Origin of the sequence: Brachybacterium avium (assembly GCF_002216795.1) — a bacterium.
Classification (GTDB): Bacteria; Actinomycetota; Actinomycetes; order Actinomycetales; family Dermabacteraceae; genus Brachybacterium; species Brachybacterium avium.
On record NZ_CP022316.1, the window covers coordinates 879172 to 891325 of the forward strand.

Here is a 12154-nt window from a genome sequence, read left to right on the forward strand (position 1 = left end):
GCGTCGAGATGAACCGCGGGTCGGCGCCCGCGCGTCGGGCTGAACCCCGGGCCAGTGCCCGCGCGTCGGGCTCAAGGTGGGATCGGTGCTTGGTGTCCGCCGCGTCCGGTCAGGTGCGATCCCGGTGCCGCGGCGAGCGGTCGGCACGTGGCTGATCGGTCGCGCCACCACGCCACCACAGGGCCAGGCGCACACCGACGGCGACGATCGCGATCGCGCCCACGAGCAGCACCAGCATGACCAGCACCTCCCAGGCGCCGATCGCCAGGAAGTCATCGCCTGCAGCGACGATCCGGCCCACGTCTCCCACTCTGTTCCCCTCTGTTCGTCACTGGCATTCCGCCCTGCGCGGCGATAGTCAGCTCTCTCGCCCTGCACGGCCGCCAGCGGCTCTGAGCTCCCCTCAGGCTATCCACTCCGCGCGCCCAGCACCGTACTGTCCGACGTCCTGCTCCAGGGTTCGGCCGTCCAGGGTGAGCGGCGGCGGGACGGCCTCGAGCACTCCGGCCTCGGACGAGACACGACGTCGCGGCACCTCGAGTGCCGCCAGGTCCCCCGTCGGCGCCGGCAGATCCAGCAAGGTTCGTGCCGCCCCGAGCAGGTTCGCCCGCACCGTGACCGCACGGCCGCGGGCGAGCGCTTCGAGGACGTGCGCGGCCAGGAGGTGGCCGGTGGCGTGATCGAGGGCCTGCACCGGAAGCGCACCAGGGTGCTCATCGGTGCCGCAGCGCACCGCGACCCCCGTGGCGGCCTGCACGATCGAGTCGAAGCCTGCGCGCTGCCCCCACGGGCCGTGCTCGCCCCAGGCGGAGAGCGAGACGATCACGGCCTGTGGAGCAAGCTGCTCGAGGTCCGTGACCCCGAATCCGAGGCGTTCGAGAGCCCCGGGACGGTAGCCGTCCAGGATCACGTCCGCCTGCCCGGCCAGGGCGCGCACCCGGTCCGCGTCCTCATGTCGTCGCAGGTCCAGCACCGTCGAGCGCTTACCCATTCCGGTGGAGAGATGCTGGTCGAGGATCTCGGGCCGGTGCGGCGGATCGATGCGCAGCACGTCGGCGCCCAGGCAGGCAAGGAGCTGCGTGCAGGTCGGCCCGGCGATCACCCGGGTCAGATCCAGCACGCGCACGCCGACCAGCGGCAGCGGACCGCATTCTGTGTCCCCACCTGCGTGCTCGACGGCGCTCAGCGCCGATCGCTCACCACGATCTTCGACTCGCGACCAGGGCTCCTCCGCCGTGGCCACCGCGTGCGGATGCCGGCGCCACTGCTCCTCGGTCCGCACAGCGACGGCGATCCCGCCGGCAGTGGAGATCCGCGCCTCGACCTCCGCCGCGTCGCGCCGTCCGATCTCGCGCTCGAGCCCCGACCGGTCATCCACGCCCAGCACCTCGCGGAGCACTGCGGCGTGGTGGGGGTAGTTCCCGTGCAGGCGCACCCAGCCGTCACGCGCCGCGACGAACCCGGAGAACTCACCCCACGGCTGCGGGGCGCGCCCATCGATGCGCAGGTGATCGATCGCGGCGAATGACGCGGCGACCAGCTCCGGGGTGGTGTCGAGGTCCAGGTCGACCCCCCGCGCGGCAGCGATCTCCGCGGCGGCGTCCCGGGCGCGCTGCACGGAACTCCACGCCAGCTGTTCGACGTCGAGCGGACCCGTCCACCAACGGCGGGGCCTGACGTGCTCTACCGGGTCGGGCCCCGCGCGATGAGCGTCGTCGGCCCGAGCCCCTTCACTGCGCGGAGAGCTCACGTCAACTTCTCCACCCGTTGCGCCCAATAGCCGGGAAGTCGCTTCTCGTGGGCGTACGCGACGATCACGATCTCGCCGGCCATCACGTAATAGATCACCAGATAGGGGAAGCCACGCACCCTCTTCTTCCGTACCACCGGCGGCCGATCCTCGATCCCAAACGGTGGCCAGGCATCGGGCGCTGCCGCAATGCTGCGCCGTGCGTGGAGAGTGGCGTCGAGCAGTTCCTGGCCGGTGGCCGGATCGTCGTACCAGAGGGCCCCTGCGCGCAGCTCATCGCGCGCTTCGGGGTGCTCCCGCTGAGTGAACCTCACCGGTGCTTCGAGGCGAGCTCCGCCGAGAGCATCCGGTACGTCTCCTCCGCATCGACCAGCTCCACCTCCCCCGCGAGCACGGTGTCGACCCGATGGCCGACCTCCCCGCGCCAAGCAGCCTCGACCTCGACCGTCTCGTGGCGGGAGTCCTGATCCACGCTGAGCCGGAGCATGCGGGCGGCGGCCAGGCGCTCCTCCGGGGTGAGTGAGTAGCCGGCCTCGACGTACCTCGTCAGCTTGGCGGACATATCTCGATCCTACGACGGCGCCCCGACGCCTGCCACTGGATCCGCCCGCACCATGCGCCCGGATCGCACCGGTCGTGGCACACGCGGAAGCCCCGCGCACACGACGATGCCCCCGACCCGGAGGTCGAGGGCATCGCGTGTACTGCGTGGGCGGTGCGGAGCAGTGCCCCGCAGCCGATCAGCGCTTGGAGTACTGAGGCGCCTTGCGGGCCTTCTTCAGACCGGCCTTCTTGCGCTCGATGATGCGATCATCGCGGCGCAGGAAGCCTGCCTTCTTGAGGGTCGCGCGGTTGGTCTCCTCGTCGATCTGGTTCAGCGCGCGGGCCACACCGAGGCGCACGGCCCCGGCCTGACCGGACGGGCCGCCGCCGTGGACGCGGACGATCACGTCGAAGCGGCCCTGGAGATCGAGAGCCGTGAACGGATCGTTGATCTCCTGCTGGTGCAGCTTGTTCGGGAAGAAGTCCTCGAGGCTGCGGTCGTTCAGGGTCCACTGGCCGGAGCCGGGGACCAGGCGCACGCGAGCGATCGCGCGCTTGCGACGACCGGTGCCGTAGCCCGGTGCGATCGCGGACTGGCCGGCGCCGACGGCGGCTTCGCCGGTCGACTCGGTGGTGAAGCTCGAGGGTGCCGACTCTTCGGTCACGTCCTCGAGGACCTCGGTGGTTTCGGGGGTGGTCTCAGTCACGGTTCTCCTTGGTTCTTCCGTGCGGCAGGGCGGAGTGGCGGGGCACCCGCTTACTGCGCCACCTGATCGATGGTGAACGGAACGGGCTGCTGAGCGGCGTGCGGGTGCTCGGCGCCCGAGTAGATCTTCAGCTTCTTGATCTGCTGATCAGCGAGCTTGTTCTTGGGGAGCATGCCGCGGATGGCCTTCTCCACTGCGCGCTCGGGGTTCTTCTCGAGCAGCTCGGAGTAGGGGGTGCCGCGGAGGCCGCCGGGGTAGCCGGAGTGGCGGTAGGCGAGCTTCGCCTCCCGCTTGTTTCCGGTCAGCGCGACCTTGTCAGCGTTGATGATGATCACGAAGTCGCCTGCATCCACATGGGGTGCGAAGACCGGCTTGTGCTTTCCCCGCAGGAGCTGGGCAGCCTGGGAAGCGAGCCGGCCGAGGACGACATCGTTTGCGTCAATGACGTACCAGGAACGCTCGACATCGCCGGGCTTCGGGGTGAACGTACGCACTCGTGCCTTCTTCTCTCGTAGTGGTGCCCGGGCGGCAGGACGCCGACCAGGCACGGTTCGATGGACCGTGGGCACGCTTCCTTCGGGTAAAAGCATGGCCCCTATGGTTGAGCCCGGACCGTTCCGCTCACGACGCGACGACGGTCCTGGATGTGGGTGAGATCCCCAATCGCGCCGGACCGTGAGGAACGGCAGCGGAGTCGGGCACACATCGAGGCACAACGACCGCTCATGCTACGGGCCCTGGGAGCGGAGCGTCAACGCGAAGCGACTGTTCGCGGTGTGATCTGCGCCCGGTCGATGCCCCGTCCCGGCAGACCTGGGGAGTTCACTCCGTCTGCGCCGGGGCGGGTCGCTCCTGCGGCAGCGACCGACGCAGGATGCGGGTGCGCTCGGCCCAGGCGGCGAGCTCCTCGTCCGGCGGATAGGCGACGTGGTCCAGGGTCAGTCCCTGCGGCGGGCACACCGGCGCGGCGCCGACGCCGTCGCGGGTCGCCGCCTCTCGCGTGCGGGCGGCGAGCACGTGCGCGGGCCAGGACTCGTCGCGTCGGCCCTCGCCCACCCCGATCAGCGCGCCCACCAGGGAGCGGACCATGTGGTGGCAGAAGGCGTCGGCGACGATCGTCGCGACGATCAGGCCCTCGTCGGCACGGCCCTCGCCGGGGCGCTCCCAGCGCAGCTCCCGCAGCTCGCGGATCGTGGTCGCCCCGACCCGCGGGCGGCAGAAGGACAGGAAGTCGTGCTCTCCCAGCAGCGCCCTGCTGGCCCGTGACATCGCGGCGACGTCCAGCGGCCGACGGTGGCGCAGCACGTCCCGGCGCAGCGGGTCGTGCGCGGCGGGGCCGTCGGAGATCCGGTAGCGGTAGCGACGCCACTGCGCCCCGAAGCGGGCATCGAAGTCCTCCGTGACCTCGCGGGCCACGTGGACGACCACGTCCCCCGGCAGCACCCCGGCGAGCCGGGTCACCAGTGCCTCGGCGGGGCTGCGGTCCGAGCGTCCGGGGAAGGTGGCGAGCACGGTGTCGGGCAGGTCCAGATGGCAGACCTGGCCGCGCGCATGCACCCCGGTATCGGTGCGGCCGGCGACCGTGACCCGGGCCGGGACTCGGGCGATCCTGCCCAGCGCCTTCTCCAGCTCGCCCTGGACGGTGCGCTGACCGGGCTGGGCGGCCCAGCCGTGGAAGTCGGTGCCGTCGTAGGAGAGGTCCAATCGCAGACGGGTCGTGACGCGGTCGCCGGCAGCGGGAGCCGGAGCGGGCGCGGACACGTGCGGGAGGTCGACGGGCATGAGAGCGATCGTAACGGCGCGGGAGCAGAACGTCTCGTCGACCGTCGAGGTGAGCCCGCCCGCCCCTCCCCCGGCGCCGCATCCTCCGCAGTGCGGGCAGGTGCCCGGCGCCGGGGACCTGCTGGGTACGCTGAACCGCGTGAAGATCCTCGTCATCGGCTCCGGAGGTCGCGAACACGCGATCATCCGGCGCCTCGCCGCAGACCATCCCGCCCCTGAGCTGCACGCCGCACCCGGCAATCCCGGCATCGCGCAGCTCGCGACCTGCCACGACACCCCCGTCGGCGATCTGGACGCCCAGGTGCGCCTGGCCCGTGAGCTGCAGCCCGATCTGGTGGTGATCGGCCCCGAAGCACCACTGGTGGCCGGGGCCGCCGACCGGCTGCGCGAAGCCGGTCTGACGGTGTTCGGCCCGTCGGCCGCCGCCGCGGTGCTCGAGGGCTCGAAGTCGTGGGCGAAGGAGATCATGGCCGTGGCCGGGGTCCCCACCGCCGCCTCCGTCACCGTCACCGCGCTCGCGCAGCTCGAGGCCGGACTGGACCGGGTCAACCCCCTGGGCGATGTGCCCTTCGTGGTCAAGGCCGACGGGCTCGCCGCCGGCAAGGGCGTGGTGGTCACCGAGGACCGCGCGGCCGCGATCATCCATGCCGAGGCGGTGCTGACCGCTGGCGGCCAGGTGGTGCTCGAGGAGTACCTGGACGGCCCCGAGGTCTCCCTGTTCTGTATCAGCGACGGCACCCGCGTGGTCCCGCTGGCCCCCGCGCAGGACTTCAAGCGCGCGCTGGACGAGGACGAGGGCCCCAACACCGGCGGGATGGGCGCCTACTCCCCCCTCCCCTGGGCGCCGCCGGGCCTGACCGACGAGGTGCTGGAGAAGGTCGCCCGCCCGACGATCGCGGAGCTCGCCGCCCGCGGCATCCCCTTCGTGGGGGTCCTGTACTGCGGGCTGGCGCTGACCTCGCGGGGGATGCGAGTGGTGGAGTTCAACGCCCGCTTCGGCGACCCCGAGACGCAGGTGGTCCTGGAGCGGCTCACCTCCCCCTTGGCCCCGTTGCTGCTGGCCGCCGCCCGCGGCGAGCTCATCGAGGAAGCCGAGCTGACCTGGAGCGATGATGCCGCGGTGACCGTGGTGCTCGCCTGCGCCGGATATCCCGCCGCCGTGCGCACCGGCGACCCGATCACCGGGCTCGAGGCCTGCGAGGCTCGCGGCGCGCACGTCATCCACGCCGGCACCGCCGCCGCGGACGGCGCCCTGGTGAGCGCCGGCGGCCGGGTGCTGTCGGTGGTCGCCACCGGCGCCGACCTCGAGCAGGCCCGCTCCCGGGCGCTCGCGGCGACCGAGGAGATCGTCCTCGAGGGCAGCCACCACCGCACCGATATCGCCCGCCGCGCCGCAGCCGCTGCGCACACCGCCCCCGGGGCGTCGGAGGAGACCGCATGAGCACCAGCACCGCACCCCTGATCGAGGCCCCGCAGCTGGAGGGCTGGGACCACATCGTCTCCGGCAAGGTCCGCGAGCTGTACGTCCCCGCCGGGGTGGAGCCCTCGGCCGCCGAGGAGGTGCTGATGGTCGCCACCGACCGGATCAGCGCCTATGACCACTCCCTCCAGCCCGGCATCCCCGACAAGGGCCGCCTGCTCACCGGGATCAGCCTGTTCTGGTTCGAGCAGCTGGCGGAGATCGTCCCCCATCATGTGCTCTCCGGGACCGACGTCCCCGCCGCCGTGGCCGGTCGCGCGGTGCGCTGCCGCGGCCTGGACATGGTGGAGCTGGAGTGCATCGCCCGCGGCCACCTGACCGGCTCGGGCCTGGCCGACTACCGTGCCGGCGGCTCGGTGGGCGGTCACGTGCTGCCCAGCGGGCTGGCCGAGGCCTCCCGCCTGGAGCCCGCGATCTTCACCCCCTCGACGAAGGCCGCACCCGGGGAGCACGACGAGAACATCACCGTCGCCCAGGCCCGGGAGCTGCTGGGCGAGGATCTCACCGAGCAGCTGGAGTCCCTCACCCTGGCGGTGTTCGAGCGGGCCCGGCGGATCGCCGACGAGCGGGGCATCATCCTCGCAGACACCAAGCTCGAGTTCGGCCGCTCCCGGATCGACGGCACCCTGATGCTCGGCGACGAGGTGCTCACCCCGGATTCCAGCCGGTTCTGGTCCGCGGACACCTTCACCCCGGGCCGCACCCCGCCCAGCCTGGACAAGCAGTTCGTGCGGGACTGGCTGACCTCCCCGGCCTCCGGCTGGTCCAAGGGCTCCACCGACGCACCACCGGCACTGCCGGCCGAGGTGGTCGCCCAGACCCGGCAGCGGTACGTCCAGGCGTACGAGCGCCTCACCGGCCAGGAATTCTGAGCCGGGCCGGACCACCGCCAGGCGGGCGACAGCACCGCCGGGCGGGCGACAGGGCCGCCTCACCCGGCGGCCCCCTCACACCAGGACCAGCACGGCGATGACCACCGCCGCGATCCCGCAGGCCAGCAGCGCATCACCGCGACCCAGCGGGACCGGCCGCCAGAGGGTCCGCTCCCCCTCCCCGAGACCCCGTGATTCGAGGGCGAAGGCGATCCGTTCGGCGCTGCGCACCGCATCGACCAGCAGTCCGAAGGCGCAGCGCAGCAGGTGACGGGGCCGCAGCCGGGCCACGGCACCCGCGGCGGTCAGCGGCAGCCGCACCCGGTGGGCGCGGGTGAGCGTCTCCCACCGGTGCGGCAGATCATCCAGCAGCCGGCGTCCGGCCAGCAGCGCGTAGGTGAACCGGGCGGGCAGGCGGGCATGCTGCTGCAGGCTCACCATCGTGTTCCGCGGCTCGGTCGCCCACATGACGGTGAGGGCACCGAGCCCGATCACCAGCGCCCGCAGCGCCAGCGCCGCGCCCAGCACGATCCCCTCCTCGGTGATCCGGATCGGCAGCTCGGGCCAGGGTTCGTGCCCGGGGCGGCTGACCACATTGACCAGAAAGATCCCGCTGGCGAACACCACGAACGGCAACTGGCCGCGCAGCAGGGCCAGCGGTCCGCGGCGGCAGCCGATCATCACGCCGGCGCCGAGCAGCGCGTACAGCACCAGCAGCGGCACCGGGTCGGTGAGCGCGATGCACACGATGCTCAGGCCGGTCAGCAGGGCCAGCAGCACGGTGGGGTTGCGCCGGGCGAGCCGGCCCCGGGGGCCCGCCCTCGGGTCGGGCTCCACGGCCGACGGAGGCTTCTCCGCGGCCGGCTGGGGCTCTGCCCCGGCCAGCGGGCACGCGTCCGCGACCGGCTCTCCTGCGACGAGCCCGGCGCGCTGCAGCAGCGCCGTGTCCTGCAGCAGGTCTGCTGGCGGCATCGGCCCGTTCAGTCGGCCGTCATCGATCACGGCCACCGCATCGGCCGCTTCCACCGTGCGCAGGTCATGGGTGGCGATGACCACCCCCTGCCCGGCATCAGCCGCCTCCCGCAGCTGGTTGAGGACGGTGTGTGCGGCGGCTCGGTCCAGGCCGTAGCCGGGCTCGTCCGCCAGCAGCACCGGCCGCTCGGTCAGCAGCATCGCGCCGAGGGAGAGGCGACGCTGCTGACCGCCGGAGAGCGCGAAGGGGCTCGCCTCCCGCTGCTCCTCGAGCCCGAGCCGGGTGAGCATCGCCGTGACCTGGGCGGGATCCACCCCGGACGCCGCGAGCTCACCGGTCACGGTGTCGGCCACGAACTGGGCCTCGGGCCGCTGGAACACCAGGCCCGCCGCAGCGCCCTCGACCTCACCGCGAAGCGGCGGATCCAGCCGGGACAGCGCCCCCAGCAGGGTGGATTTGCCGGCACCGTTGCGGCCGACGACGGCGAGCAACTGCCCGGAACGCACGGTGAGGTCGACCCCGGAGAGGACCGGACGACCCTGATGGCCGAGTTCGGCGCCCCGCACGGTCAGCAGCGGCTCCCTCGCGGGATCCGCCGCAGCATTCGCCGGTGAGTCCGGGGCGAGGTCCCGGACAGGGCCCGCACAGCGCTCCGGACTCAGCTCCGCCGCGCCCTCCAGCTGCTGCTCGAGCTCGCGCGGCAGCCAGCACCCGGCCTCCCGCAGCGTGGCGCCGTGACGGGCGAAGACCTCCCCGGTGGGTCCGTCGGCGAGCACCCGACCGGAGGCGTCCAGGGCGATGGTGCGCGGCGGCAGCCCCGCCACCCCACGCTCTCCCGCCCAGTCGTCGAGCCGGTGCTCGACCAGCAGCACCGCGACCTCGCCGCCGGCGGCGGCTGCCGTGACGGCCTCACGCACCGCCTGCACCCCGTCGGCGTCGAGCATCGCGGTCGGTTCATCCAGCAGCAGCAGGCGGGGCCGGCCCACCACGGCCGCGGCGAGCCCTGCCCGCTGCAGCTGCCCGCCGGACAGCGTCGCGGCGGCGCGCTCGCTCAGGTCATCGATCCCGGCCTCGGCCAGCGCGCGGTGCACGCGCTGGCCGATCTGCGCGGGCGGGACGCAACGGCTCTCCAGCGGGAGCGCGACGTCGTCGGCCACCTGCGGCAGGCAGACCCCGTCGGCCGGGTCCTGCCCGAGGAATCCGACGGCCGCGGACGCGGCGAGGACGCCGCCGGCGATCGGATCGATCTCCCCCACCCGCAGCGTCCCGGTGACCCGGCCCCGCTGATGGGCGGGGATCGCGCCGGCGAGCGCCCGCAGCAGCGTGGACTTGCCGCAGCCGCTGGGTCCCAGCAGCAGCACCTGCTCCCCCGCGCGCAGGGTCCCGGTCCAGGGGCCGACACCGGCGCCCGAGGGCAGCACCACCTCGAGGTCCCTCGCCTCGACGACGAGCTCGGCAGGCGCTGTGGGCTCGGTGGACGCGGCGGCCCCGACCGGGCGCGATGTGTCGTCCCGGACCGTTCCCGCCTCAGCGGACACGGCGCTGCGGGATCTCGTCGGCCTGCGCCGACGCACCGATGGCGAAGTTCGTCAGCACTCCGGTGCGCTCCAGCGCGCGGACGATCACGCGGGCCAGCAGCCCGCCGAGGACGAGCCCAGAGAGCACCTGCATGCCCAGGCGCAGCGTGAGCAGGTCCTGGCCGTACCAGCCCATCCGGTACGCGGACCAGAAGAACACCAGGCCCGCGCCGAGCGCACCGGAGGCGGCGAACACGCCCCAGCCGAAGCGGCGGTAGCGGGTCAGGGCGAAGGGCAGCTCGCTGCCGAGGCCCTGCAGCGCGGCCGAGAGCACCAGCAGCGGGCCGACGGGGCTGCCCAGGAACACCACTTCGATGGTCCCGGCGAGCATCTCGGCGAGGATCCCCACGCCGGGGCGGCGGATGATCGCGATCGCGATCGGGGCCACCAACAGCCAGGAGCCGAAGATCACGTGCTGGGCGACATCACCGGCGGGGCCCATCGCGATCGCCAGCCAGCTCCAGGCCTGGACGAACACCCAGTACAGGAATCCGAACAGCACGCCGAGCACGACGACCAGCACGATCTCGCGCAGACCGAGTCGGGAGCGGGCGGGTGTGGGATCGGGGTCCGGGCTCGCAGGGGGCGGCGGGCCGCCGGGGGCAGCGGCGGGAGCGGTGGTGGGTGCGGAGGCGTCGTCAGAAGCGGGGATCACGGTCCGTGCCTTTCCAGACGGGCACGGGCGCGCGGCGACATTCGCTCGGCGGAGCTCCCTGCGCCGGCATGATCCGGATCAGGTTCTACGGTCGGAGTTCGAGAACTCCCTCTCAGCCCGGCCTACCGGACTCCCGTGCACGGGGCCACCCTAACTGCAGCGGTCCCTCCCGTGCACGGTGTCCAGCCGGCGGACCCTTCCGTGGCCGGTTCGGCTCATGGCGGGTCCTCGATGAGGGGCACGAAGAGGTAGGCCCCGTGGACGGTCTCCTCCAGCGCGTCGCCGCGGCGGGCGATCCGTCGCATCTGCTGGCCGACGGGGATGACCAGGATCCCGCCCTCGCCCAGCTGTGCGGGCAGCGCCGGCGGCAGGCGGCCGGCTCCGGCGGAGACGAGGATCCGGTCGAAGGGCGCGTCCTCGGGGGCGCCGAGCACGCCGGGCCGGGCGGCGCGGATCCTCGCCCGGCCCTCGGGCACGGTCTCGGCGAGCGCGGTGCGCGCCGGGCTCAGCAGCCGCTGCTGGCGCTCGAGGCCCAGCACCTCCCCGGTGGGGCCGACGAGATGGGCGAGCAGGGCGGTGGTCCATCCGGAGCCGGCTCCGAGGTCGAGCACCCGGTGCCCCTCTCGCACCTCGAGCAGGCGGAGCATGTTCTCGACGGTGGTGGGCTGCGAGTTGGTCTGCCCCTCACCGATCGGCAGCGGGGCGTCCTCGCCCGCCCGGTGACGGAGCGCGGCGGGGAGGAAACGGGCCCGCGGCACCGCCCGCATCGCCTGGGCGATCCGGTCGGCAGGGACCTCCCTGCCGAGCAGCTCCTGCATCTTGCTCACTTCCCGACCTCCTCGGCCCGGCGCGCTCGGCCGGGCGTGCTCAGTCCGCGCCGACCTCGATGACCCCGTCTGCCGGCCAATCGCGCACCTCGGTGCCCTCGGGAGCGAGATTCGTGGACTGGCGCAGGAAGATCGGACGGCCCGCGTCGCTCGCGATCGCGTCGTGCACCGGCAGCGCGAGCACCGGGCCGACAGCGCGCAGGAAGTCGATGGTCTCGCCGATCTTCGACCAGGGAGCGACCACCGCGAAGGCGAGCACGTCGATGCCCCGGAACTGCGGGACCGGTTCGAGCGAGTCGCCGGTGATGCCGAGGCGGGGACCGTCCCCGGCGGAGAGCACCAGGCCCGAGTTCCCCACCCGGGGGATGTCCGGGTGGATGACCGCGTGCTGGCCGCCGACGGCCTCGAGGCGCACCGCCTGCTCGCCCGGGACCGCAGGCAGTTCATGCGTGTCCCCGGCGGCGAGGGCCAGCAGGCGCTGCGCCGGGATCGCGGCGGCATCGCCCGCGGGTTCGGCGAGGAGCGCGGCCGTCTCCGGCTCGGCGATCACCTCGGCGCCGCCGGCCCGGTCCAGCACCTCCTGGAGCAGTGCCCGGTCGAGGTGGTCGGGATGCTGGTGCGTGATCAGCACGGCGTCCAGTCCGGACAGCAGCTCGGCGTCCAGGCCGCGCACGGCCTCCGTGCTGAAGCCGCCGGGGTCCACGAGCAGGCGCCGCCCGGCGATCTCCACGAGCAGGCAGGAATGGACGAGGTGGTGGATCTTCATCGGGTCCTCCCGGGGGCGAGGTCAGGTGTGCCTCGAACATATCGTCGCGGACGGCTCCTGCCCAGGGCCGGACCGCGCTGAGTCCACAACGCCCACACTGCGCGACCGCGCCCCGGGCGAGACGCGGACCCCATGGTGGGCAGCCCGCCGCCGGGACGCTCCGGCTCGGTACCATGTCAGGGGTCGGGCTCGTCCCGTCGGCCGCCCCGTGCGCCGACCGTG

Annotated in this window: 13 protein-coding genes and 1 riboswitch; of the genes, 2 read left to right on the top strand and 11 right to left on the bottom strand. The window is 73.2% G+C overall.

Going from position 1 to position 12154, the window contains the following annotated elements:
• Nucleotides 1–109: 109 nt before the first annotated feature.
• The 7 genes from CFK39_RS03990 to truA all read right to left on the bottom strand — a co-directional run bounded on the left by CFK39_RS03990 (nucleotide 110) and on the right by truA (nucleotide 4782).
• Nucleotides 110–310 (bottom strand): hypothetical protein, encoded by a 201-nt coding sequence (locus CFK39_RS03990; protein ID WP_157697055.1) that lies wholly within the window; start codon nucleotides 308–310, stop codon nucleotides 110–112.
• Between the two features lie 93 nt (nucleotides 311–403).
• Nucleotides 404–1618: a CoA transferase gene (locus CFK39_RS03995; RefSeq protein ID WP_245822905.1), complete on the bottom strand. Its 1215-nt coding sequence runs from the start codon at nucleotides 1616–1618 to the stop codon at nucleotides 404–406.
• A gap of 128 nt (nucleotides 1619–1746) precedes the next feature.
• Nucleotides 1747–2064, bottom strand: a complete 318-nt coding sequence (locus CFK39_RS04000) for a hypothetical protein (RefSeq protein WP_089064374.1) — start codon at nucleotides 2062–2064, stop codon at nucleotides 1747–1749.
• Nucleotides 2061–2312 carry an addiction module protein gene (locus CFK39_RS04005; protein WP_089064375.1) on the bottom strand — a complete coding sequence of 84 codons (252 nt, stop codon included), beginning with the start codon at nucleotides 2310–2312 and terminating at the stop codon, nucleotides 2061–2063. Before CFK39_RS04005 ends, CFK39_RS04000 begins: the two co-directional genes overlap by 4 nt.
• A gap of 178 nt (nucleotides 2313–2490) precedes the next feature.
• Nucleotides 2491–3000, bottom strand: a complete 510-nt coding sequence (gene rpsI / locus CFK39_RS04010; RefSeq protein WP_089064376.1) for a 30S ribosomal protein S9 — start codon at nucleotides 2998–3000, stop codon at nucleotides 2491–2493.
• A gap of 50 nt (nucleotides 3001–3050) precedes the next feature.
• Nucleotides 3051–3494, bottom strand: a complete 444-nt coding sequence (gene rplM, locus CFK39_RS04015; protein ID WP_089064377.1) for a 50S ribosomal protein L13 — start codon at nucleotides 3492–3494, stop codon at nucleotides 3051–3053.
• Nucleotides 3495–3822: 328 nt separating this feature from the next.
• Entirely contained in the window at nucleotides 3823–4782 is a 960-nt protein-coding gene (gene truA / locus CFK39_RS04020) for a tRNA pseudouridine(38-40) synthase TruA (protein WP_157697056.1), read from the bottom strand.
• A gap of 139 nt (nucleotides 4783–4921) precedes the next feature.
• Between truA and purD the strand changes: the two genes are divergently transcribed.
• Together purD and CFK39_RS04030 are read left to right on the top strand one after the other, a co-directional pair.
• Nucleotides 4922–6223, top strand: coding sequence for a phosphoribosylamine--glycine ligase (gene purD / locus CFK39_RS04025; RefSeq protein ID WP_089066278.1), 1302 nt, complete (start codon nucleotides 4922–4924; stop codon nucleotides 6221–6223).
• Nucleotides 6220–7134, top strand: a complete 915-nt coding sequence (locus tag CFK39_RS04030; RefSeq protein ID WP_089064378.1) for a phosphoribosylaminoimidazolesuccinocarboxamide synthase — start codon at nucleotides 6220–6222, stop codon at nucleotides 7132–7134. Before purD ends, CFK39_RS04030 begins: the two co-directional genes overlap by 4 nt.
• Before the next feature lie 75 nt (nucleotides 7135–7209).
• Here the strand turns inward: CFK39_RS04030 and CFK39_RS04035 are convergent, their stop codons facing one another.
• The 4 genes from CFK39_RS04035 to CFK39_RS04050 form a co-directional block, all read right to left on the bottom strand.
• Complete coding sequence (locus tag CFK39_RS04035; protein ID WP_089064379.1) at nucleotides 7210–9645, bottom strand: ATP-binding cassette domain-containing protein; 2436 nt, start codon at nucleotides 9643–9645, stop codon at nucleotides 7210–7212.
• Nucleotides 9635–10339 (bottom strand): ECF transporter S component, encoded by a 705-nt coding sequence (locus CFK39_RS04040; RefSeq protein WP_245822906.1) that lies wholly within the window; start codon nucleotides 10337–10339, stop codon nucleotides 9635–9637. Before CFK39_RS04040 ends, CFK39_RS04035 begins: the two co-directional genes overlap by 11 nt.
• A 38-nt stretch (nucleotides 10340–10377) precedes the next feature.
• A riboswitch (TPP riboswitch) is annotated at nucleotides 10378–10486 on the bottom strand.
• A gap of 68 nt (nucleotides 10487–10554) precedes the next feature.
• Nucleotides 10555–11157, bottom strand: a complete 603-nt coding sequence (locus CFK39_RS04045; RefSeq protein WP_089066280.1) for a protein-L-isoaspartate O-methyltransferase family protein — start codon at nucleotides 11155–11157, stop codon at nucleotides 10555–10557.
• 49 nt (nucleotides 11158–11206) lie between these two features.
• Complete coding sequence (locus CFK39_RS04050; protein ID WP_089064380.1) at nucleotides 11207–11932, bottom strand: MBL fold metallo-hydrolase; 726 nt, start codon at nucleotides 11930–11932, stop codon at nucleotides 11207–11209.
• Nucleotides 11933–12154 lie beyond the last annotated feature (222 nt).